The organism is Actinosynnema sp. CS-041913 (assembly GCF_050942485.1).
In the GTDB taxonomy this organism is placed as follows: Bacteria; Actinomycetota; Actinomycetes; order Mycobacteriales; family Pseudonocardiaceae; genus Actinosynnema.
Map to the genome: position 1 here is coordinate 2,795,149 of NZ_CP192037.1, position 21,967 is coordinate 2,817,115.

Annotated in this window: 24 protein-coding genes and 1 pseudogene; 13 read left to right on the top strand and 12 right to left on the bottom strand. The window is 71.7% G+C overall.

Annotated elements, in window-relative coordinates; translation table 11 throughout:
• The first annotated feature begins 27 nt into the window (after positions 1-27).
• Positions 28-537, top strand: coding sequence for a hypothetical protein (locus ACQPZF_RS13450; protein WP_433271724.1), 510 nt, complete (start codon positions 28-30; stop codon positions 535-537).
• 85 nt (positions 538-622) lie between these two features.
• Here ACQPZF_RS13450 and ACQPZF_RS13455 read toward each other — a convergent pair whose 3' ends face one another.
• From ACQPZF_RS13455 to ACQPZF_RS13465, 3 genes are read right to left on the bottom strand one after another with little or no spacing between them, the layout of a single operon-like run.
• Positions 623-1,237 carry a pentapeptide repeat-containing protein gene (locus tag ACQPZF_RS13455; RefSeq protein ID WP_433271725.1) on the bottom strand — a complete coding sequence of 205 codons (615 nt, stop codon included), beginning with the start codon at positions 1,235-1,237 and terminating at the stop codon, positions 623-625.
• A 48-nt stretch (positions 1,238-1,285) separates the two neighbouring features.
• Positions 1,286-2,035 carry an ABC transporter permease gene (locus ACQPZF_RS13460; RefSeq protein WP_433271726.1) on the bottom strand — a complete coding sequence of 250 codons (750 nt, stop codon included), beginning with the start codon at positions 2,033-2,035 and terminating at the stop codon, positions 1,286-1,288.
• A 1-nt stretch (position 2,036) separates the two neighbouring features.
• Positions 2,037-2,972: an ATP-binding cassette domain-containing protein gene (locus ACQPZF_RS13465; protein ID WP_433271727.1), complete on the bottom strand. Its 936-nt coding sequence runs from the start codon at positions 2,970-2,972 to the stop codon at positions 2,037-2,039.
• Between the two features lie 64 nt (positions 2,973-3,036).
• Here ACQPZF_RS13465 and ACQPZF_RS13470 point away from each other — a divergent pair, with 64 nt between their 5' ends.
• Complete coding sequence (locus ACQPZF_RS13470; RefSeq protein ID WP_433271728.1) at positions 3,037-3,735, top strand: TetR/AcrR family transcriptional regulator; 699 nt, start codon at positions 3,037-3,039, stop codon at positions 3,733-3,735.
• Positions 3,736-3,763: 28 nt separating this feature from the next.
• Here the strand turns inward: ACQPZF_RS13470 and ACQPZF_RS13475 are convergent, their stop codons facing one another.
• The 7 genes from ACQPZF_RS13475 to ACQPZF_RS13505 form a co-directional block, all read right to left on the bottom strand.
• Positions 3,764-4,525 (bottom strand): phosphotransferase, encoded by a 762-nt coding sequence (locus tag ACQPZF_RS13475; RefSeq protein ID WP_433271729.1) that lies wholly within the window; start codon positions 4,523-4,525, stop codon positions 3,764-3,766.
• Positions 4,526-4,616: 91 nt separating this feature from the next.
• Positions 4,617-5,864, bottom strand: coding sequence for a DUF1501 domain-containing protein (locus ACQPZF_RS13480; RefSeq protein WP_433271730.1), 1,248 nt, complete (start codon positions 5,862-5,864; stop codon positions 4,617-4,619).
• Positions 5,864-7,123 carry a DUF1800 domain-containing protein gene (locus ACQPZF_RS13485; protein WP_433271731.1) on the bottom strand — a complete coding sequence of 420 codons (1,260 nt, stop codon included), beginning with the start codon at positions 7,121-7,123 and terminating at the stop codon, positions 5,864-5,866. The genes ACQPZF_RS13480 and ACQPZF_RS13485 overlap by 1 nt, the downstream gene beginning before the upstream one ends.
• Before the next feature lie 64 nt (positions 7,124-7,187).
• Positions 7,188-8,507, bottom strand: coding sequence for a carotenoid oxygenase family protein (locus tag ACQPZF_RS13490; RefSeq protein ID WP_433271732.1), 1,320 nt, complete (start codon positions 8,505-8,507; stop codon positions 7,188-7,190).
• Entirely contained in the window at positions 8,504-9,928 is a 1,425-nt protein-coding gene (locus ACQPZF_RS13495) for an MFS transporter (protein WP_433271733.1), read from the bottom strand. Before ACQPZF_RS13495 ends, ACQPZF_RS13490 begins: the two co-directional genes overlap by 4 nt.
• Before the next feature lie 81 nt (positions 9,929-10,009).
• The gene (locus tag ACQPZF_RS13500) at positions 10,010-10,576 is read right to left on the bottom strand and encodes a TetR/AcrR family transcriptional regulator (protein WP_433271734.1); all 567 of its coding nucleotides are present in this window, start codon (positions 10,574-10,576) and stop codon (positions 10,010-10,012) included.
• Between the two features lie 73 nt (positions 10,577-10,649).
• A complete protein-coding gene (locus ACQPZF_RS13505; protein WP_433271735.1) occupies positions 10,650-10,982 on the bottom strand; it encodes a hypothetical protein in 333 nt (110 codons plus the stop codon).
• Between ACQPZF_RS13505 and ACQPZF_RS13510 the strand changes: the two genes are divergently transcribed.
• The 3 genes and pseudogenes from ACQPZF_RS13510 (at position 10,975) to ACQPZF_RS13520 (ending at position 13,262) form a co-directional block, all read left to right on the top strand.
• Positions 10,975-11,802, top strand: a complete 828-nt coding sequence (locus tag ACQPZF_RS13510) for a hypothetical protein (RefSeq protein WP_433271736.1) — start codon at positions 10,975-10,977, stop codon at positions 11,800-11,802. The two genes, ACQPZF_RS13505 and ACQPZF_RS13510, sit on opposite strands and share 8 nt — an antisense overlap.
• Before the next feature lie 302 nt (positions 11,803-12,104).
• Positions 12,105-12,896 (top strand): annotated as a pseudogene (locus ACQPZF_RS13515) (S1 family peptidase); the annotation flags it as partial.
• A 171-nt stretch (positions 12,897-13,067) separates the two neighbouring features.
• The gene (locus ACQPZF_RS13520) at positions 13,068-13,262 is read left to right on the top strand and encodes a proprotein convertase P-domain-containing protein (RefSeq protein ID WP_433274544.1); all 195 of its coding nucleotides are present in this window, start codon (positions 13,068-13,070) and stop codon (positions 13,260-13,262) included.
• Here the strand turns inward: ACQPZF_RS13520 and ACQPZF_RS13525 are convergent.
• Positions 13,232-13,399 carry a hypothetical protein gene (locus ACQPZF_RS13525; protein ID WP_433271737.1) on the bottom strand — a complete coding sequence of 56 codons (168 nt, stop codon included), beginning with the start codon at positions 13,397-13,399 and terminating at the stop codon, positions 13,232-13,234. The genes ACQPZF_RS13520 and ACQPZF_RS13525 overlap by 31 nt on opposite strands.
• A gap of 56 nt (positions 13,400-13,455) precedes the next feature.
• The gene (locus ACQPZF_RS13530) at positions 13,456-13,875 is read right to left on the bottom strand and encodes a helix-turn-helix domain-containing protein (protein WP_433271738.1); all 420 of its coding nucleotides are present in this window, start codon (positions 13,873-13,875) and stop codon (positions 13,456-13,458) included.
• Positions 13,876-14,145: 270 nt separating this feature from the next.
• Between ACQPZF_RS13530 and ACQPZF_RS13535 the strand changes: the two genes are divergently transcribed.
• From ACQPZF_RS13535 to ACQPZF_RS13570, 8 genes are all read left to right on the top strand, one after another.
• Positions 14,146-15,681: a sensor histidine kinase gene (locus ACQPZF_RS13535; protein WP_433271739.1), complete on the top strand. Its 1,536-nt coding sequence runs from the start codon at positions 14,146-14,148 to the stop codon at positions 15,679-15,681.
• The gene (locus tag ACQPZF_RS13540; RefSeq protein ID WP_433271740.1) at positions 15,669-16,310 is read left to right on the top strand and encodes a response regulator; all 642 of its coding nucleotides are present in this window, start codon (positions 15,669-15,671) and stop codon (positions 16,308-16,310) included. Before ACQPZF_RS13535 ends, ACQPZF_RS13540 begins: the two co-directional genes overlap by 13 nt.
• 82 nt (positions 16,311-16,392) lie before the next feature.
• On the top strand, positions 16,393-17,463 hold the full coding sequence (locus tag ACQPZF_RS13545) for a hypothetical protein (protein WP_433271741.1): 1,071 nt from the start codon (positions 16,393-16,395) through the stop codon (positions 17,461-17,463).
• Complete coding sequence (locus ACQPZF_RS13550; protein WP_433271742.1) at positions 17,460-18,236, top strand: hypothetical protein; 777 nt, start codon at positions 17,460-17,462, stop codon at positions 18,234-18,236. The genes ACQPZF_RS13545 and ACQPZF_RS13550 overlap by 4 nt, the downstream gene beginning before the upstream one ends.
• Positions 18,233-18,550 (top strand): hypothetical protein, encoded by a 318-nt coding sequence (locus tag ACQPZF_RS13555; RefSeq protein ID WP_433271743.1) that lies wholly within the window; start codon positions 18,233-18,235, stop codon positions 18,548-18,550. The genes ACQPZF_RS13550 and ACQPZF_RS13555 overlap by 4 nt, the downstream gene beginning before the upstream one ends.
• Positions 18,547-19,641, top strand: coding sequence for a hypothetical protein (locus ACQPZF_RS13560; RefSeq protein ID WP_433271744.1), 1,095 nt, complete (start codon positions 18,547-18,549; stop codon positions 19,639-19,641). The genes ACQPZF_RS13555 and ACQPZF_RS13560 overlap by 4 nt, the downstream gene beginning before the upstream one ends.
• 315 nt (positions 19,642-19,956) lie before the next feature.
• Positions 19,957-20,715: a hypothetical protein gene (locus tag ACQPZF_RS13565; protein WP_433271745.1), complete on the top strand. Its 759-nt coding sequence runs from the start codon at positions 19,957-19,959 to the stop codon at positions 20,713-20,715.
• Complete coding sequence (locus ACQPZF_RS13570) at positions 20,712-21,962, top strand: hypothetical protein (RefSeq protein ID WP_433271746.1); 1,251 nt, start codon at positions 20,712-20,714, stop codon at positions 21,960-21,962. Before ACQPZF_RS13565 ends, ACQPZF_RS13570 begins: the two co-directional genes overlap by 4 nt.
• The last annotated feature ends 5 nt before the right edge of the window (positions 21,963-21,967 follow it).

Consider the following 21,967-nt stretch of genomic DNA (forward strand, 5'->3'; position numbering starts at 1 on the left):
TCCCTGTCCTACGGGGGAGGACCGGTCATGGACGACATGGCGCAGTTGCGCGACAAGCACGCGAAGCGTTTCGACATGTTCGACGCGAACGGCGACGGAATCGTCCGGCAACGTGATTTCGCGGGGCTCGCGGAACGGCTGGTGCGGCGGTTCCGCATTCCGGCGGATTCGATCGGGGCGGAGCGGATCAGGGCCGCCTACGAGATGTTGTGGCTGTCCCTGCTGGCGAGCTGCGGCGGTGACGGGCGGGTGACGCGTGCGCGGTTCGTGGCGGCGCTCGGGGCCACCGACCTGCCGTGCCGGGTCGGCGCGGCGGACGCCGTCGCGATCCGGGAGTGCGGCGCGGCGGCGGACGGCGTCGTCGACATCGAGCACGTCGCGGAGGTCATCATCGCCCTGGGCGCCCATCCGGGTGACGCGCCGGTGATCAAGGAGGCGCTGAAGGCGGACGGCAAGCTGCTCCCGCTGACCACCGTGACGCGCCTGGTGTCGGGCTACTTCGCCGACGACACCCCGTCCGGGCTGTACGGCCGCTAGCGCAAGCCGCGACGGGTCGAGGCCGGGCTGACCGCGGAGCACGCGGCGGCGAGCCCGCGCGGTACTCCGGGCTCGCCGGCCCGGCTCAGCCGATCCGCAGGCCCAGGGCGAGGGCGATGGTGATGGCCTGTTCCGGCTCGATCCGGGCCCCGGCCAGCTTGACCGTGGTCGGGTCGATGCCGGACAGGTCGGAGCCGCGCAGGTCGGCCTTGGTGAAGTCGGCGCTGTGCAGCCACGCCTCGGACAGGTCGACGTTCGCGAACTCGGCGCCCTGGCACCGCGCGCCGGTCAGGTCGACGTCGTGCATCCGCACCCCCTTGAACGAGGCCCGACGCAGGTCCAGGCCCGGCATGCCGACGAACGACCAGTCGCCGCCGACCACCTTCAGCAGGTCGAACGAGCCCCCGTCGAACATGCTGCCGACCACCTTGCAGTCGGTGAACGTCGCGTCGAAGAACTCGCACCTGGTGAACGTGCAGTTCAGGAACGCCGCCCCGGTGTGGGTGGAGGTGTTGAACTCCACGCCGCGGAACACGCACTCGCTGAAGGTCGAGCCGTTGTTCGCCAGGTCCGCCATGTCGACGTCGATGAACTCCGTGCGCTCGTAACGCTCTCCGGCGATCTCGTTGACCGTCCAGTCGCGGTCGAGCACGGTCGTGTCGGTGGGCGGTGCCGGGGTGCCTCGTCTGCGTTCAGCCACCCCGGCACTATCTCATCAGGACACCCACCCCGACGGCCGTGCCGGTGGTCACGGGGCGGTGCGGCGGCGGAACAGCAGGGTCGCGCCGACGACGCCGGCCACCGCGAAGCCCGTGCACCACAGCACCGCGAGCACGCCGTTGCCGCCGACCGGCCCGCCCAGCATGAGCCCGCGCAAAGTTTCGATGATCGGGGTCGCCGGCTGGTTGTCGGCGATGCCGCGCAGGGCCGCCGGCATCGTGTCGGTCGGCACGAACGCGCTGCTCAAGTACGGCAGGAACAGGACGACGAAGGAGAACGCGCCGGCCGCCTCGGGCCGTTTGGTCAGCATGCCGAAGCACGCCCCGAGCCACGAGACGCCCACCATGAACAGCAGCAGCACCCCCGCCACGCCCAGCCACGCGAGCGGCCCGCCGGCCGGCCGGAAGCCGATCAGCAGCGCCACCACCAGCACCAGGGACGTCGCCACGGCGTTGCGCACGACGCTCGCCACCACGTGCCCGGTGAGCACGGCCGAACTGGCGATGGGCAGCGAGCGGAACCGGTCGATCACGCCCGTGGTCATGTCGACGTTCACGCCGACCGCCGTGCCCGCCGCCCCGTAGCCCGCGCACAGCAGGATGATCCCCGGCACCACGTAGTCGACGTACTGCGTGCCCACGGAGATCGCGCCGCCGAACACGTACACGAACAGCAGCAGGGTGACCACCGGCAGGATCACCGAGACCAGCAGCGCGTCCACGCTGCGCATGCTGTGCCGCAGCCCCCGCCCGATGAACGTGAGTGAATCGCGCAGCATGTCAGACACCTTCCGGGAGGCGGACGCGCTCGGTCAGGGACAGGAACACCTCGTCCAGCGTGGGCCGGTGCTGGTCCAGCCGGTCGACCTGGACACCGTGCCGGTCGAGCAGGTCGAGCACCTCGCGGACGTGCCGGGCGCTGCCGTCGCCGACCACCCGCAGGCTGAGCTTCTCCCGGTCCGCCAAGCCGTCCAGGGTGGCGGCGGCCCGGCCGAGGGTCGGCTCGTCGGGGAAGAACAGCTCGACCGTCCCGGTGCCCGCCGTCGCCTTCAGCTCGGCGGTGGTGCCCTCGGCGACGACCTCGCCGTGGTCGAGCACGGCGATCCGGTCCGCCAGCTTGTCGGCCTCCTCCAGGTACTGGGTGGTGAGCAGGACGGTCACGCCGGACCGCGCGAGGTCGGCCACGGCCGCCCACACCTCGCGTCGGCTGCGCGGGTCCAGGCCGGTGGTGGGCTCGTCCAGGAACAGCACCCGCGGGCGGGTCACCAGGCCCAGCGCCAGGTCGAGGCGGCGGCGCATGCCGCCGGAGTAGGTGGCGGCCCGGCGGTCGCGGGCGTCGGTGAGGTCGAAGCGCGCCAGCAGCTCGTCGGCCCGCCGGTGGGCTTCGCGGCGGTCCAGGCGGCGGAGCTTGGCCATCATCACCAGGTTCTCGCGGCCGGTGAGCAGTTCGTCCACCGCCGCGTACTGGCCGGTGAGGCTGATCGCGGCGCGCACCGCGCGCGGGTCCTTGGCGACGTCGTGCCCGGCGACCCGCGCCGTGCCGCCGTCGGGCCTGATCAGGGTGGCCAGGATGCGGACGGTGGTGGTCTTGCCCGCACCGTTGGGGCCCAGCAGCGCGAACACCTCGCCTTGGCGTATGCCCAGGTCAAGTGCCTTGAGCACGGTGTTCCCGCCGAACGACTTGCGCAGGCCCGCCGTCTCGACTGTGTATGTCATACACTCAGTGTATCCCGCATACTGATCTAGACTGCAAATCCGCGACGAGCACGGATGCGAGGACATGGACGAGTCGGTGTGGGAACGGCTGGACCGGCCCGAGAAGGAGCCCAAGCCGGGGTTGAGCGTCCGCCGCATCGTGCGGGCCGCGATCGAGCTGGCCGACGCCGACGGGCTGGCCGCCGTGTCCATGGCACGGGTCGCCGAACGCCTCGGGTTCACCACCATGTCCCTCTACCGGCACGTGCGCAGCAAGGACGAGCTGCTGATGCTGGTGCTGGACACCCTCGCCGAACCGCCCGCGAGCCTGCGGGAGCCGTTCGACGGGTGGCGCGAGGGCATGGAACGGTGGTGTCGCGAGCACCTGGCCGTGCTGCGCAGGCACCCGTGGGCGTTGCAGATCCCGACGGACGGCCCGCCGACCACGCCCAACCAGCTTGTGTGGATGGACCACGGCCTGCGCGTGCTGGAGGAGACGCCGCTGCCGCCCGCCGACCGGATGTCCGTCCTGCTGCTGTGCACGGGATTCGTGATCAGCCAGGCGCGGTTCGCGATCGACGTGTCGGCCGAGGCCGAGCGGGTCTACGGCGCGGTGCTGGACGAGGTCGTGGACGGGGAACGCCTGCCCGCGCTGCGCCGGGTCCTGGACGCGGGCACGTTCGACCTGGCCGGCGCGCCCGAATCGCAGGACTACGACTTCACGTTCGGCCTGGCGCGCCTGCTGGACGGGGTGGAGCGGCTGGTCGAGCGGTCCGCGTCGTGACGCGCGGGCGTGGAACCGCGTGGAACCGTCAGCCGACGACGATGCGCGTCCAGGTCGGGCGGTGCCGGGTGAGGTGTTCGGCGTCCTTCAGGTAGATGTCGGCGTGCCCTTGTTCGAGGTGGCGGGCGAAGTTCGGATCGCCGGCGGCGGCCTCGCCGCGCATGAAGTCGACCAGGGCCAGCAGGCGCGGCGCGAGGGCGTCGACCACGTCCAGCCGATCGCCGCGCGTGCGGCCGTACGAATCGAGGAACAGCCTCGCCCGTCTGGCCTGTTCGGGAACCGGGGGGCTGTCCACTGTGGACATGGGGGTGAACCGGTAGAGCGCGTAGGCGAGGTCCCAGCGGCGTGGGCCGGGATGGGCGGCGTCGAAGTCGAACACGCCGGTCGTCTCACCGTGGTCGAACACGCAGTTGTAGGGCGCGAAATCGCCGTGGCACACCACTTCCACCGGTTCCACGGTCGGCAGCCGCCACCGGCGTCCGGTCTTGTCCGGCAGGTGCGCGGTGGCGTCGTGCACCCGGCGTAACAGCTTCGCCGCGCTCACCAGCGCGCTGTCCCGCCGCGCCTGCTCGGGCACCGGGTCCGTGCCCACCTCGCCCGGCAGGAAGTCCAGCACCTCGCGCCCCTGCTCGTCCACGCCGTGCCAGCGGGGGACACCGCGCACCTGCGCGGCGGCGAGCCGGCCCAGCAGCCACTGCACCGCCTCGCTCCACGCGCGCACCGGCCGCCGCACGGTGCGCCCGATCCGGACGACCGTGGTGGTGCCGCCGGAGAGCGCCTCCCCGTCCATGCGGTCGACGCTAACCGATCGCCACCGCGGGGCGAACCGATTTAACCGGTGCCGCGGGCGACTCAGCCTGAGCCCCAGGGCAAGGCAGCGGCTAGGTGCGGAGCAGGCCGTCGACCCGGCCCTGGTGGTCGTCCAGCACGCGGCCGGGGTCGGTGCCGAGGACGTCGGACAGCACGGTGGCGTAGACGTCCCGGAAGTCGGTGGTCTGCTTCAGGTCGCCGTCGTCCAGGTCGGTGAGGCTCGGCTGCGCGCCGTAGAAGCCACCACGGACCCTGTCACCCAACAGGAACACCGGGCCGGCGGTGCCGTGGTCCGTGCCGTCGCTGCCGTTGGCCCGCACGCGGCGGCCGAACTCCGAGTACACCAGCACCACCGTCCGACGGCCGCGGTCGGTGCGCTTCATCCGCTGCGCGAACGGGGTCAGGGCGCCGTCCAGCTCGGTCAGCAGGCGCTGCTGCGTGTCGCGTTCGTCGGCGTGCGTGTCGAAACCGCCCAGTGACACGGAATAGACCCGCGTCGGCACGTCCGCCTCGATGAGGTTCGCCACGATGTCGAGCTGCGCGGCCAACTGCGAGCTGCCACCCGCCGACGCGCCCTTGTCCCGCTGCTCGTCCGGATCGTCCTCTGTGGACGGATCCGGTGCCGCCCCGCCCAGTACCCGCACGGCGTTGTGCAGGTCGGCGATCGACCGCGACGCGCGGGACTGCCACGCCTCCTCACCCGCCTGCGGGGTGCCCAGAGCGGCGAAGGCCGCGCCGAGCTTCCCGTCGGGCAGGGCCAGACCGCCCAGCGGCAGGGAAGCGGCGGCGGTGTGGGCCCCCGCCAGCATCGGCGGCAGCACGGGCTCCACGGACAGCGCCCGCAACGGGTCCGCGCCGGTCGCGTCGAGCCAGCGGCCCAGCCAGCCGGTCGGCACCGAGGTGCGGGGCGAGGCGGTCTGCCAGATCGCCATCGAACGGAAGTGGCTGTGGTCCGGCGCGGGGTAGCCGACGCCGCGCACGATCGCCAGACCCTGGTTGTCCCACAACGACTTCAAGCCCTTGAGACCGGGGTTGAGGCCCAGGCCGTCGCCGAGGTCGAGCACGTCCTCCGGCTGGTACGCGAGATCCGGCCGGGCGTCCTGGTAGGCCCGGTCCGAGGCCGGGACCACGGTGTTGAGGCCGTCGTTGCCGCCGTAGAGGGTGACGACGACCAGCACGGCCGCGTCCGGGGCCGGCGGGTCGTCGGCCGCCGCTGTCATCAGGTCGTCCCAGGCCACGCGGGTCGCGCCGACGGCGAGAGCGCCCGCGGCGGTGACTCCGGACAGCGTGAGGAACCGGCGTCGGGTCAGCTTGTCCATTACCTGCTCACCACGTATTCGGGGGCGCACGCGGCCACGGCGGCCAGGTGCCCGGGGTTGTCGGCGACGTTCGCCAGCGCGTCACGGGTCCGCTCGGACCAGGTGTCCACGCCCAGCCGGTCCCGCACGGCGTCGACGCCGGTGACCGGACGCAGGTCGGCGTTCTCGGCGATCAGCTTCGCCACTTGGAGCCGCGCCACGCCCGCCGCCGTGGTCAGCCACGCCCCGCCGGCCGCCCAGCCGCCGACGCTCGGCGGGCGGAACGGCAGTTGCCCCATGCCGCGCAAGCCGTTGCCGAGCTGCTTGACCGCCTTGCCGCCCAACGAGTCCCACCGCACGCCCAGCGCCCGCATCAGCCCGACCGCCCACTCCACCGGCTGCTTGACCAGCGTCGTGGCCTGGTCGCGGAACGCGGGTTCGTCGGCGATCGCCCGCAGCACGGATCGGATGTCCTTGCCATAGGCGGAAACCAGTCGCGCCAGCACATCCGGGGCGGGTGGGGTCGGTGACACCAGCCGGAACCACAGCCGTCCCACGACGAACTCCGCGGACTCGGGACGCGCCAACACGGTATCCACAAAGGACTGAGGGGTGAAGTCCGCGGTGACACCGAGGATCGTCTTGGGCTTGTCGTCGTGCCGTTTCGGGACCAGCTCCGCCTCGGCCGAATCCCGCCGCACGGTCCACCCGGTCAGCGCACGGGCGGCCTCGCGGACGTCCTGCTCGGTGTAGTGGCCGATGCCGAGCGTGAACAGCTCCAGGAACTCCCGCGCCAGGTTCTCGTTCGGCGACCCGGCCCGGTTGTCGTTGCCGTCCAGCCACAGCAGCATCGCCGGGTCCACGATCACCGCCCTGGCCAGCGCCGGGAACCCGTCCAGGCCCAGCCGCCGGAACGTCTCGTTCTGCGCCAGCATGTGCCACGGGCTGCGCACCTTCTGCTCGCTGGTCGCGAAGTGCCCGTGCCAGAACCAGGTCAGCCGCTCCGCCGCCGTGTCGGTCGCCACCATCCGCTCCAGCCACCACCCGGACAGCCTCTTCTCGTCGGCCGCGCGCAGCCGGTTGGCCTCCTTGCGCGCTTGTTTGTCGCCCTTGGCCACCACGGGCGGTGCGAGCGCGAGGTCGGGGGTGGCGGCGGCGGACGGGGCGAGCAGCCGGTCCAGCGTGTCGGCGAAACCCCGGTCCAGGTCGCCCGGCCGTGGGCCGAAGCCGAACCGGTCGTGCAGCCTGCGCACGGCGGCCCGTTCGTCGAGATCCGGCATGCCCGCAGCATGTTGCGCGGCCTCGGGCCGCCGCCACCCCTGTCGCACTTCCTTCAGCAGACGCTCAGCGGTGGTCGGCGTCGGCGACCCACGAGCCGTGGATGCCGGAGGGGACGCGGCGCGGCAGTTCCACCACGGCCACGGGACCGCGCCGGAGGTCGGTCGCGTCGAGCACGAGCAGCTCGGACGCGTCCCGGGCGAGGTCGCTGACGATCGTGAGCAGGTAGCCCTCGTCCTCGCCGCTGCCGGCGGGCACGAACACCGCCTCGCCGGGCATCCGCCGCCCGCCCATCGGCGCGAGCTGCCGCGAGCCGGACACGTGGTCGTACTTGACGATCGAATACCCCTCGTGACCGCCGCCGGGGAACGCGACCGCGTAGCCGAACCGCGTGGCCCGTCCCAGCCGGTCCTCGTTGATGGTGGGGAACTCGGTGGTCAGCCCGTCCAGCGTGGCCTCCCGCGCGACACCGGACGCGGGGTCCAGCGTCCAGCGGTGGCTGATCGCGCCGGTCAGCGGCTCCGGGCCGTGGCCGGGCGCGCCGGTCCACCACTTCCACGACGTCTCCCACGCGGCGCGGTCGTAGCGCGGGCCCTCGACCACCACCCGGCCCCGCACGTCCTCGTAGGCGTTGGCGACGTGCAGCAACGCGCCCGGCTCGACCTCGAACCAGGTGACCTCCGGCGCTCCGACCCGTGGCATCACACCGATGCGCGGCGGGTAGCCGTCGCTCCACCGGTAGGGGATGCCGGACTGCTCGGCGGGGTCGAACACGACCGGCAGGTCCAGCCACACCACGTAGTTCTCGGTGAGCCCGAAGTCGTGCATCAGCGACGGTCCCGCGCCGTCCACCACCTCGACCCGGTTGATCTCGCCGGCGGGGGAGGCGACGTAGTAGGTCAGGTGCGGCGGGAACGGCGAGTAGCCGTAGAAGTGCAGCTCCCCGGTGACCGGGTCCTCCTTGGGGTGCGCGGTCATCGCGGTGGTCAGCCTGCCGTGGAAGTCGAACGCGCCCACCGTGTCCAGCTCGGGCGTCAGCTCGTACGGGAGGTTCGCCTCCTGCAACGCGAGGATGCGCCCGGCGTGCTCGATCACGTGCGTGCCCGCGACACTGGCCTTCAGGTCGTTCGACGCGTCGCCGTCCAGGGCGGGAGTGCGCACCCACCGGTTGCGGTACCACTCGGCGCGGCCGTTGACCAGCCGCAGGCCGTGCACCATGCCGCTGCCCTTGAACCAGTGGCTGGGCGTGACACCGGGCTTGGGGTTGTGGCCGTTGCGCAGGTAGCGGCCCCGCAGTTCCGGCGGCAGCGTGCCGCGCACGGTCAGGGCGGTCGCGGTGGTCTCGTCCGGCACGGGTGTGTAGTGGCCTTCGAGGTAGGGCTTCATCGCTGTGCTCCTTGGAGTGTCATGACGGCCGTGACGACGGCGAGGACGGCTGTCGCGGCGAACGCCGCGGCGAAACCGGTGGTGGTCGCGACCAGTGCGGCCAACCCGATCGCACCGCCGACCTGACGACTGGTGTTGACGATCCCGCCGGCCACCCCGGCGTCGCCGGCGGGCACTCGGGTGGCGTCGACGGTGAGGTGGACGAACGCGACGCCGAGCCCGGCCCCGGTGAGCAGCGACGGGCCGAGCACGTCGAACGGGAACGCGGGACCGGTCGCGAACCACGCCAGGCCGGCGGCCAACGCGAGCAGTGCGACCGGTAGCGCCCTGCGGGGCAGTCGTGGGGCGAACGTCGAGCCGAGCACCACCGCGCCGGCCAGGGGGAGTTGGGCCAGACCGGCGATCAGCGGCGAGTAGCCGAGGATTTGTTGCTGGTAGAGGGGGAGGAAGTAGAAGAGGCCCACCCACACCGCGCCGAGTGCGGCCATGGCCGTGTTCGCCCGGCCGGTGGTGGTCAGGGTGCGCATGAGGGTCGACCGGCGTTGGGTGATCACGAAGATCGTGAGGAGGGCTGCGCCTGTCGCGATCGGGAGGACGGGTTGGGGCGCGGTCAGGCCGTAGGTGAGGGCGACCAGGCCGCCGGTGGCCGTGACGGCTCCGGTGAGGCCGAGACGTCCGCCGGTTCGGGTGTCGCTCGGGGTTGCGGTGTCGCCGACGGTTGCGGTGTGGCTGCGGATCGGGGTGTCGCTGGCGGTCAGGGTGTCGCTGGCGGTGGGGGTGTTGCTGCGGGTTGGGGTGTCGCGGGGGACGAGTCGGCGGGTGGCGATGATCGCCGCGACCGCGACCGGGACGGTGACCAGGAAGATCGCGGGCCAGCCGAGGGTGCCGGTGAGGACACCGCCCAACAACACGCCCGCCGCGCCGCCCGCGCCGGAGACACCGCCCCAGACACCCAGTTTCGCGGGGTGGTGGCGCAGGATCAGCGCCAGTGCGGCCGGCGCGAGGAGCGCGGCTCCGCTGCCCTGGACCGCTCTGGCGGTGATGAGGATGGTCGCGTCTCCGGCGAATCCGGCGGCCAGGGAGCCTGCCGTGAACGTGGCCAGGCCGGCCAGCAGGATTCGGCGGGCACCCAGGGCGTCGGTGAGTTGGCCGCCTGCCAGGAGCAGTGCGCCGAACGCGAGGCCGTAGCCGTTGACCACCCAGGACATGCCGGTGGGGGTCAGGTCGAGGCCGGTGCGGATGGAGGGCAGGGCTACGTTGACGATCGAGGTGTTGAGGACGACCAGGAACTGGGCGGTCGCGAGGACGGCGAAGGCTTTGCCTCCGGCCCCCGAATCCATTGTCCCACGGGGCACCGACAATCCGGCCGGCTCGGGGCTGGTGCCGGGGTTGGTGCTGCGGATGGTCTTCCGGCGGCGCATGATCCCTCCCTTCGATTGTGACTGGTCAATCACTCACTATTCAGGCCGCGTGATGGCCGGTGCTGCGATCGGCCGTTTCGGTCAGTAGTGCCGGATGCCGGCGGACAGGGTGCGGGCCCAAGGGGCGTCCACGTCGGGCGCGTCGACGGCCACGACCAGGTGGCACAGCATGCCCCGCGCGAAGAACTCCTGCACCTGCGTCTCGCTCGCCCCCGACACACCGCGCACGTACTCGACGGTCCGGGCATAGCCGCGCTGCACGACCTCGCGCACCGCAGGCTCGGAGATCGCCGCGCACTGGGCGTGCATCTGGATCAGCAGCAGCGCGTTGTCCTCCGCGATGAGCCTGGCGTAGACGTCTCCCATCACGGCCAGCACAGCCTCCGGCGAGCTGCCCTCCGCCTTGGCCACGCCATCGCCCAGGCTCTCGCGGATCCGGGTGAAACACCGCTCCACCACGGCCAGGAAGAGGGCTTCCTTGTCGGGGAACAGCCGGTAGACGTAGGCCTGGGAGATGCCCGCCGCCTTGGCGACCTCGCCGGTCGTGGTGCCGTAGTAGCCCTTGGCCCCGAACGTGCCCAGCGCGGTCCGCAGCACCGTCTCCCGGCGTTCGTCGGCGGTGGACAGGCGGCGTTCGGCGTTCAGCATAGGACTAATCAACCACTCACACTTCACCCTGTCAAGTTCGGGTGGATTCACGACCATGCGAGTCGATCGGTGCCTAGGGTGCCCGCATGTCACGTCGCTGGGTGGTTCTGATGGCCGTCGTGCTCGCCGGCTGCGGCACGTCGTCGCCTGCGGCGGCGCCCCCGCCGTCTTCCGCGCCTACCTCGACGACGACCACCACGACAACAACCACCACCACCACGACCACGACTACTGCGACCACCAGGCCGCGCCCGGCGCACGGGAACCCGGCCGGAACGGCGACCGTCCCCCCGGAAGCCGGACCGGAGGACAGTTCCAGGCCCGCGACCGTCGTCGGCGCCGGCACGCCCGCGAGTTGCACGTCCGAAGCCGTCGTCGCGGCGGTGGCGGCGGGTGGTGTGATCACGTTCGACTGCGGTCCCGACCCGGTCACGATCGAGCTGACCGCGACCGCCGAGGTGCGCAACGACGGCCACCCGGACGTGGTGATCGACGGCGGCGGCCTGGTGACGCTCAGCGGCGGCGGTCGGCGGCGCATCCTGTACATGAACACGTGTGACCGGGCCCTGGGCATCACCACCTCGCACTGCCAGGACCAGGACCACCCGCGCCTCACGGTGCAGCACTTGACGTTCGCCGACGGCAACGCCACCGGGGAGACCACCGAAGGCGGCGGTGGCGGCGCGGTGTTCGTGCGCGGCGGGCGGGTGAAGGTGGTCGACTCCCGGTTCCAGGGCAACAAATGCGACCAGACCGGACCGGATCTCGGTGGTGCCGCGCTGCGCGTGCTCAGCCAGTCCGGGAACCGCCCGGTCCACGTCACCGGCAGCACGTTCGAGGGCGGGGTGTGCTCGAACGGCGGCGCGTTGAGCAGTATCGGGGTGTCGTGGGTGGTGCTCAACAGCGTGCTGAGCGGCAACTCGGCGATCGGCCGCGGCGCGAACCCCGCCCGTGACGGCACGCCCGGCGGCGGCAGCGGCGGCGCGATCTACGTCGACGGCAACCGGTTCACGGTCCGCATCGCGGGTTCGGTCGTGGAGGACAACCGGGCGAACGAAGGCGGCGGCGCGGTCTTCTTCGTGAGCAACGACCGCAGCGGCACGATGTCCGTCGAAGGCTCGACGCTGCGCCGCAACCCGAGCGCCGGCTTCGAGACGCCGGGCTACCGGGGGATCTTCTTCCTGGGTGCGGCCGATCCGGCGGTCAGTGGGTCGGTCATCCAGTAACACCGCAGAAATACCTGGAACGCCGGAAAAACTCCCGTCGATCGTCGGATTGTGAGCGAGCCTTCCGGCTGCGCATCATGAGCCGCCGGCGTTGGTCCGGTGTTCGACTCCCTGCTGACTCGACGTCCGGCCACCCTGCGAGCACGACCGGCCGGGCGCGGGAAGGAACGACTGTGCGCACCACAGCGAGAAAGGCGATCGCCCTTGCCGCGGGCATCGCCGCGTCCCTGGCCGCGTTCGGCGGCCAAGCCTCCTCCGCACCCTTGCCGCCGGACCCCGGTGGCCAAGCCTCCTCCGCGGCTCTGCCGCAGGACCCCGGCGGCCAAGCCTCCTCCGCACTCCCGTCGCCGGACCCCGGTGGCCAAGGCTCCTCCGCACCCCTGTCGCCGGACCCCGGCGGCGTCACTCCGCAGGTCGTCGGCGGCACCCCGGCCGCCAAGGGCGAGTTCCCGTGGATGGTCCGGCTGTCCATGGGCTGCGGCGGCGCGATGTACACCGAGCAGTTGGTGCTCACCGCCGCCCACTGCGTCGACAGGTCGGGCAACAACACGAGCATCACCGCCACCTACGGCGTGGTGGACCTCCAGGACACATCGGCGGTCAGGAGGACGTCCGCCTACGTCCACCGGTCGCCCACGTACCCGACGTCCACCGGCGGCGACTGGGCGCTGATCAAGCTGGCCAGTCCGATCACCGGCGCGGCGCTGCTGCCGATCGCCACGACCACCACGTTCAACTCCGGCGTGTTCACCGTCGCGGGCTGGGGCGCCACCCGTGAGGGCGGCGGCCAGTCGCGGTACCAGTTGAAGGCCCAGGTCGACTTCATCGACGACACCACGTGCAAGAGCGCCGACCCGTACTACCGCGACCTGATCCCCTCCGCCGAGATCTGCGCGGGCGACCTCGCCACGGGCGGCGTCGACACGTGCCAGGGCGACTCGGGCGGCCCGATGTTCCGCCGTGACAGCGCGGGCGCGTGGCTCCAGGTCGGCATCGTCAGCCACGGCAACGGCTGCGCGCGGGCCAACAACCCCGGCGTCTACACCGAGGTGAGCACGTTCGCGGCGGCGATCAAGGCGGCGGCGGACAGCCTCGGCGGCGGCACGAACCCGCCCGGCAAGACCTTCGAGAACACCGACGACGTGACGATCCCGGACGCCGGCGCGGCGGTGTACAGCAACGTGGCGGTCGCCGGCGTCACCGGCAACGCGCCGGCCACGCTGAAGGCCACGGTGGACATCAAGCACTCGTGGAGCGGCGACCTGGTGCTCGACCTGGTCGCGCCGGACGGCTCGACGTACCGCTTGAAGAACTCCAGCAACGCCAACACGCCCAACGTGAACACCACCTACACGGTGAACGCGTCGTCGGAGGTCGCCAACGGCACGTGGCGGCTCAAGGCCCAGGACGTGTACGGGCAGGACACCGGCTACATCGACTCCTGGAAGCTGACCTTCTGACCCAAGGCGTGCCACGCGCACGACGGGGCCTGCCGCGAAGGTGGGCCCCGTCGTCGTGTCCGCGGGTCGAAGCGGCTCACCGCACCGGCCTGCACCACCGGCCCGATCGCGTCGCCGTTGATCTCGTTGCTGTGCACCGGGCCACGGTATCCGCCGTCGGCCGCACGGGTCAGGGGGTCATCCCGCGGAGCGCTCAGCGCGTCTCCGACCGCGCCGTGGACCAGGCGTGCCGGTAGTCGCTGGGCGACATGCCGTAGGTGCGGCGGAACAGCCGGCTGAAGTGCGCGGCGTCGGGGAAACCCCACCGGGACGCGACGACGTGCACCGGTTCGCGTCGGGTCGCGAGGTCGTGCCGGCTGCGTTCCAGCCGCCGGTGGCGGATCCAGCCCGCCACGCCCAGGTCCTGGCCCGCGAACAGCCGGTGCAGTTGCCGGGTGGAGACGTGGTGCGCGGCGGCGACCACCGCCGGGCACAGGCCGGGATCGGCGAGGTGGCCGTCGATGAACGCGCGCACGCGTGCCACCAGGGCCTGCCGGTGGCCGTCCGGCGGCGGGCCGGCGTCCAGTCGGCGCGCCGGCAAGGCCGCCGGCAGGTCCAGCGAGATGCGCGCCATCCGGGCCGCATGCTCCTGCCATCCGCCCGCCGCCGGTTGCCGCCGCGAAGCCGATCGCCTGAACTCCGTGTGCAATTCGGCCTCGACCACGCCCGTCACCCCCGGTGTCGCACTGCGCGCTCGCCTTTGAGCACCGCACTGCCCGACCATGGTTACCGAAGCGGACCGTAATCCGTCAACCACCCGCTGTTAACGGCCATGCCGTCAACACGTCTCCCCGCGAGTGGTCTCGCGGCCATTTCCCCCGCCGCCGACGGCTACCTTGGGCCCATGGTGCTGTCGTCCGCGATCTTCGTGGTGAGCGCGGTCTACGTGATCGCGGGCGTGATCAGCCGCCACGCGCAGCCGCGGAACCGCATCGGCGTGCTGATGGTGCTCGTCGGCGTCGTCTGGTTGCTGGACTACCTGACGTACCGGCAGCCTTTCCCGGTCCTGGTGGTGGTCAAGTCGTGGCCCGCGATCCTCGGGCACCTGGTGGTGGCGTTCCCGACCGGCCGGCTCAGCACGGTGCCGCGCCGGCTCGTCGTGGTCGCCGGGTACGCGGTGGTCGTGGCGCTGACGGCGGCGGATTCGCTGTTCGACGGGCGGTGGGCGGACGCGGTGCAGCGGGCGGAGACGCCCATGACGGCGTTGATCGGGCTGACCATGCTGTCCCTGCAACTGCACCGCTGGAACCGCAGCAGCCTGGCGCAGCGCCGGACGCTGACGTCGATGCTGGGCGCGTCCGTCGTGGCGGTGATCGTGTTCGCCGCGTGGGAACCGATGGAACGCGCCGGTCTCGACCCGCCTGCGGTGGCGTTGATGCTGGCGCTGTCCGGAATCCCGTTCGCCTACCTGGCGGGCCTGCTGCGGCGGCGGATGGACCGCGGCGGCGTGGCGGACCTGGTGGTGCGCCTCAACGGTGACAGCCGGCACTCCGGTGTGCAGGAGGCGTTGGCGGCCACTTTGCACGACCCGAACCTGCGGGTGGCGTACTGGATGGCCTCGCAGGAGCGGTACGTGGACGCGTCCGGCCGCCCGGTGGAGGCGGAGGAGGGCTTCGTGCAGACCCGCGTGGACCGGGGCGGTGTGCCGGTCGCGTTGCTGCTGCACGATCCCGTGCTCGACCTGGAACTGGTGGACGCGGCGTGCGCGGCCGTGGCGCTCGCCCTGGAGAACGAACGGCTGACCGCCGAACTGCGTGCCCGGCTGCGCCAACTGGACGAGTCGCGCGCGAAGCTGCTGCGGGCGAGCGAATCCGAGCGGCGGCGGCTGGAGCGCGATCTGCACGACGGCGTGCAGCAGCGGCTGTTATCGGTGGCGATGACGTTGGGCCTGGCGGAGACGACGCCACCGGACCGGGGCCGGAAACTGGTCGGTGAAGCCAAGTCCGCCGTGCTGGCCACCATCGACGATCTGCGCGCGGTGTGCCACGGCATCCACCCGCCGGTCCTGACCGAACGCGGTCTGCGCGGCGCGGTGCGCGAGCTGACGGCGCTGGCCGAACCGGGGGTCGAACTGGTGATGGACGTGGCGGAACCGGTGCCGCCGCAGGTGGAGACCACGGCGTACTACGTGGTGGCGGAGGCGCTGGCGAACGTGACGAAGCACGCCGAGGCTTCCCGGACCCGCGTCGAGATCAGGTCGGACGGCGGTTCGCTGGTGGTGCGGGTGGACGACGACGGACGCGGCGGCGCGGATACGCGCGACGGCTCGGGCCTGCGCGGGCTGGCCGACCGGGTGGAGGCGACCGGGGGGACGATGAAGGTGTCGAGTGGCGTGGGTTCGGGCACGAGCGTGCTGGTGGTGCTGCCGTGCGGATCGTGATCGCGGAGGACTCGACCCTGTTGCGGGAAGGGCTGACCAGGCTGCTCGCGGAGGCGTCGTTCGAGGTCGTGGCGGCGGTGGAGGACGCCGACGCGTTGCTGGAGTCGGTCGACCGCCACCGGCCGGCAGTGGCCATTGTGGACATCCGGATGCCGCCCACGCACACCGATGAGGGGTTGCGGGCCGCGTTGGCGTTGCGGAAGAAGTACCCGGACACCGGGGTTCTCGTGCTGTCGCAGTACGTCCGGGTCAGCTATGCGGCCGAGCTGTTGGACGCGGGGGCGGACGGGGTCGGGTACCTGCTCAAGGACCGGGTCTCGGATCTGGCGGAGTTCGCCGCGTCGATCCGACGGGTCGGGTCCGGTGGTTCGGCGTTCGACCCCGCCGTGGTGAGCCGGTTGTTGGGGCGGCGGCGGGATCTCAGCGACAGCCGGTTGACCGAGCGGGAACGGGCGGTGCTCGCGTTGATGGCCGAGGGGCGCACGAACCAGGCCATCGGGCAGCGGCTGTTCATCGCGGAGCGGACGGTGGAGAAGCACTGCACCAGCATCTTCACCAAGCTGGATCTGTCGGCGAGTCCGCATGACCACCGGCGGGTGCTTGCCGTGTTGAGGTTTCTGAACGGTTGAGCCTTCCGCGCCGGCGGCCCGGTGCCGTTTCCGGCGCGTTGTGGTGGTCGGTCCATGGTGCGGTTAACCGCACCATGGACGGGTGGTGGCACGGTTACCGGTGTGGTGGGCGGTCGGGACCATGGTGGCCATGGTCGAACCGGGGCGGATCAAGGCTTCCTATCGCACGGATCTCATCACCGTGCTGCTGGGCACGTGGTTCTCGTTAGGGTTGTTCCTCGACGCTTGGGCGCATTCGAACGTCCCCGAGCTGGAGACGTTCTTCACGCCGTGGCACGCGGTGTTCTACTCCGGGTTCGCCGCGACCGGCGCGTGGATCCTCTGGGTGGTCTGGCGGAACATGCAGCAGGGGCGCCGGGGGCTCGCCGCCATCCCCCTCGGGTACGGGCCGGCGGTGTTCGCGTTGCCGGTGTTCGCGCTGTGCGGGCTCGGGGACTACCTCTGGCACACGTTCCTCGGGATCGAGCAGGGGATCGACATCCTGTTCAGCCCGACGCACCTCGGCCTCATCGCCTCGATGATCACCATTCTCACCACGCCGTTGCGCACGGCGTGGGCCGACCAGGACGTGCAGGCCCCGTCACTGGTCCGGTTCCTGCCGTCGGTGCTGGCGCTGGCGTTCACCGCCTCGCTCGTCCTGCTGTTCGCCTCCTACGCCGACGCCACCATCTACCAGGCGAACGGCATCGTGCGCGCGTTCAGCTTCGACAAGGCGGAGGGCGGGAGTTCGGGCACGAACCGGCTGGCCGCGTCGATCACCGTCACCAACCTGATCCTGCTGACGCCGTTGCTGTTGGCGGCACGGCGTTTCCGCGTCCCGGTCGGCACGGCGACCATCCTCCAGATCGTCGTCATGCTGCTCAGCACGGCGGTCGCGAACTACGAGAACCTGAGCACCGCCGCCGCGTTCGTCCTGTCCGGCATCGTGATCGACGTGCTGCTGTGGAAGCTGCGCCCGTCCGAGGAGCGGATCCGCCAGTACCGGGTCTTCGCGTTCGCCGCGCCGTTCGTCACCTGGGTGTCCTTCTTCGCCTCGGCGGGCATCACGGTGGGGCGGATGCCCAGTGTCACCGAGATGTGGACCGGGGCGCCGATCGCCGCCGGGCTGCACGGGCTGCTGCTCGCGGTGGTGCTCGTGCCCGTCCGGCGGTGAGGGTCCTGCTGCTGGTGCTCGGCCTGCTGCTGGCGACCGCGGCTCCCGCCCACGCGCACGCGGGCGGCCTGACGCCGCAGGACCACCTCAGCCGGGTCACCGGGATCGAACCGCCGCTGCCCGGCGTGGCGGCTCGGATGGTCAACCACGGCACGCAGTTGGAGATCCGCAACGACGGCCCGGAGCCGGTCGCGGTCGCCGGGCACGTGGTCGCGCCCGGCGAAGTGTGGCGGTTCCGGGACGAGCGCACCACGGCCCCGACCTGGGAGGTCCCGCTGGGCACGGCCGTGGTGCGCGGCCGGGTCGACGCGACACCGGGGCCGAATCCGTTGTGGTGGCTGCTGGTCACGCTCGCGCTCGCGGCCGGTGGCCGGTTCCTGGGGCGCTCGAAGGCGTTGCTGGCCGGGGGAGTGGTCGTGGTGACGGTGGCGCACATCCTGCACGCGGTGGGCTCGACGCTCGCCGTGACCGGGGGGTCGTTCGTGCCGCTGATGGTCGGGGCCGGTGGTGTCGGGTTGGTGTGCTGGCCGTTGGCGGGAGTGGCGGTGGGCGCGGCGGTGCGCCGCAAGCCCGCCGCGGCGTTCATCGCGGCGGTGGTCGGCGCGATGCTCGTGGTGGCCGGGATTCCGGACTTCGACAGCTTCCGGTTCTCCCACCTGCCGTTCGCCGGGCCGGCCGATGTGGACCGGCTGCTGGTCGCTCTCACCCTCGGCGGCGGTCTCGGGTTGGCCGCCGGCGGGTTCGCGTTCATGAGGAAGGAAATGGACCGGTGATCCGTGTTCTGCTGCTCGTGCTGCTCGTGGTGGCGGGCTGCTCGGCCGCGCCCGCCCCGCCCAGTGGCCCGCTGGTGCTCCAGCTTTCGGTGGACCAGGCGTCGCCGCAGCGGTTCGAGGCGGTCCGGGGTCAGTCCGTCGAGCTGACCGTGACCAGCGGCCAGGCCGTCGATGTCCACGTGCACGGGTTCGACGTGCTGGCCAAGGCCGACGAGGGCAAGCCCGCCGTGCTGAAGTTCGTCGCCGACCGGACCGGCACGTTCGACGTCGAAGCCCATCCCGACACGCTGCTCGCGCAGTTGGTGGTGCGGTGACGGTCCTGGCGCACGGCGTCGGCGAACGGCACGACCTGCCGCTGCCCCTGGACCTCGTGCTCCAGGGCGCGGCGGTGGCCCTGCTGGTGTCGTTCCTGGCGCTCGGTCTGCTGTGGACGAAGCCGCGTTTCACCGCCGCCGAACCCGCGGGCCACCGCGAGTGGTGGCCGGTGCAGGTGCTGCTGCTCGCGGCACTGCCGTTCGTGCCGGCCACCGCGTGGCCGCACCTGGTGTTCGTGCTGTTCTGGGTCGGCCTGGCGGTGGTGTCGATGTTCTTCGGCCCGGTCTGGCGGGTGGTCAACCCGCTGCGGCTCGCCGCGCGGTGGTCGTTCGGTCGGCGGTACCCGGCCCGGCTGGGGCATTGGCCGGCCGCCGCGACCCTGCTCGCGTTCACCTGGGTGGAACTGGTCGAGCCGCACGCCCTGCCGTGGTTCCTGACCGGCTATGCCGTGCTCAACGTCGCGGGCGGCGTGGTGTTCGGGAGGGCGTGGTTCGAGCACGCGGACGGCTTCGAGGTGTACTCGACGCTGCTCGGCAGGCTGTCCCCGGTGCGCGGGAACCCGTTCCGCTCCCTGGCGGCGACACCGGTCCGGCCCGGCCTGGTCGCGGTGGTCGCGGTGTGCCTGGGCTCGACGGCGTTCGACAGCATCGGCGCCACGCCGACGTGGGCGCGGCTGGCCCCGGTGCCGGACTGGGTCGGCCTGGTGGCGACGGTCGCCCTGGTGGCGGGCAGCTACCTGCTGGCGTGCCGGGCGTTCGGCGGGGAACTGGCGCACTCGCTGGTCCCGATCATCGCCGGCTACGTGGTGGCGCACTACTTCTCGCTGCTCGCCGTCGAGGGCCAGCGCGGGGTCGCCCTGCTGTTCGGGGTCGACGGCTTCACGCCGGACGACCTGCTCGCCGCCCCGGCGGTGGTCGCGTCGGTGCAGATCGGCGCGGTGCTCGCGGGGCACCTGCTGGCCGTCGTCTCGGCGCACGACCGGGCGCTGTGGCTGCTGCCCCGGCAACGCCACCTCACCGGCCAGGTGCCGCTGCTGGTGCTGATGGTCGGCTACACATCGGGTGGTCTGGCGCTGCTGTTCGCCGGGTAGAGGCGCACAATCGGGTGGCACGGAGAGACGACGGCCACGAGGCGCGTGGTGCCGTTCCCCGTTGTCGGCAACGGAGTGTTGTCGAGGATTAACACGTTCGGGGCAAACTTGTAGCCCGACAAGGGGTAATTATCCACATCCAGACGGGTCGACAGCGCCGCGCACCCGCTTGAGGTGGTCCCCCTTCACCTGTCGGCTTGGCTTTGCGCGGCACAGGGATGAACAACCTTGTAGCGGGAACGGAACCATCACTACCTTCCGGAAGCGTGAATTCGTAGATCTGTGGAATTCATTCCGGGTGGTGAGAGGACCGAAATGAACGTTTACGCCACAGGTCTGCTGTGGGTCGGCGGGGCGGCCATCGTCGCCGCCGTGCTCGCGTACCTCATCCGCAAGTACGGCGCGGAAGAGGGGCGTACGGCCAACAACGAGGCCGCCGGGCAGGTGTTCACCATCGTCGGCGGCCTGCACGCGGTCCTGGTGGCGTTCGTCCTGATCGCCCTGTTCGACGCGGCGGGTGACGCCGACCAGTCGGCGTACAAGGAGGCGGACGGCCTGGTCGCGGCGACCTGGGCGGCGGACGCGCTGTCCAAGGAGACCGGTGACGAGATCCGGGAGCTGTCCCGCACCTACGCGGACACCGTGATCAACGACGAGTGGCCGAAGCTGGCGGACGGCCAGGAGGTCGAGTCCAACGGCTGGTCGCAGATCGATCGGATGCGGCAGGTGGTCGCCTCCGCGCCCGCCGAGGACCAGTGGCAGGTCGACCGCAAGACCGAGGCGGCGAACCGGCTGTGGCAGGTGTACCAGGCCCGGCAGGAGCGCGTGGGCGCGGCCGGCGGCGGCATCAGCTCGGTCGTGTGGTTCGTGCTGGTGGTGGGCTCGGTCCTGGCGATCGGCCTGCCCCTGCTGTTCGGCGGTCCGCTGATGCGCACGCACGTGATCATCGTCGCCACGCTCGCCGCGACGATCACCCTCCTGCTGTACGCGACCTACCAGCTCCAGAACCCTTACGCGGGCAGCGCGGAACTCGGCCCGGACGCGTTCCGGGCGGCGATCGAGCGATTCGGATGATCGAGGAGCTGGCGTTCGCGGTGTGCTCGACCATGCAGGTCGAGGCGGGGAACCGCGGTCCGTCGGCGGTGTACCTGGTGGACCTGCCGTCCGGCGAGTCGCGGTCGCTGGGCAGGTTGGACGTGCGGCTCAACGCGATCGGCTACTCCGCGCCGCAGGACAAGGTGTACGGCATCGACGAGCACGGCCGGGTGGTGGTGCTCGACCGCGCCGGGCAGCAGCTCGACGTGCCGTCGCACCCCTCGCTCCTGCTGAAGTACGCCACCGCCGGGGCCGTGGTGGACGAGCGGCTGGTGGTGCGGGTCGGGTACCGGCTGCTGTCGGTGGACGTGGACCCGGCGAGCGAGGACTACCTGGAGGTCGTGGACGAGACGTGGATGTGGCCGCCGCACGAGGCGCTGACCATGGACGACTTCGACGTCGACCCGGCCACCGGGCAGCTCTACGGCGTGGTGGCGTTCCGGCACGGGCCCGCGTACCCGGTGACGATCGACCCGTCCAACGGCAGGATGCGCAAGGTGCCCGGCGCGGGGCGGCTGCCGGGCGGGAGCGGTTACGGCGCGGTGGTGTTCGGCCGGGACGGCGCGCTGTACGTGACGAACAACGAGGTCCACGGGCGGAGCACGCTCTACCGGGTCGCGCTGGACGGGTCGGGCGTGGTGACGGAGATCGTGTCCCGCAAGGCGGTGCGCACCCTCGACGCGTCGGGCTGCCTGGACGTGCCCGATCCTCCGACGACGACGACCACTCCCACGCCGACGACCACTCCTACGCCCACACCGACGACGACTCCGACTCAGACGACGACTCAGACGACGACCACCACTCAGACGACGACGCCGAGTCCCACTCCCACGCCGACCCCCACGACACCCAGCCCTACTACTCCGAGCCCAACGACACCGGGCCCCACCACGCCGAGCCCGACTACACCGAGCCCGACGACACCGAGCCCGACCACGACCACCACTGAGCCGGTCGTCCCGGCGCTTCCGATCGTGCCCCCGCGGCAGCCCCTGGTCCCGCCTCCGCCTCCACCCCCGGCGGAGGAGACCACGACGACGACCCCGACGACCACGACCCCGACGACGACCTCGAAGTCCTGGGTCCGGCCTCCGGAGCCGCGTGCCGAGGCGGTCAAGGACCTCAAGAACAACGTGCGCGACCAGCGTCGATGGGGTCTGGTGCTGATCATCCTCATCCTGGTCGCGGGCGCGTTGGCCCGCCAGCACGCGCGCAGTCGCTAGCCGCG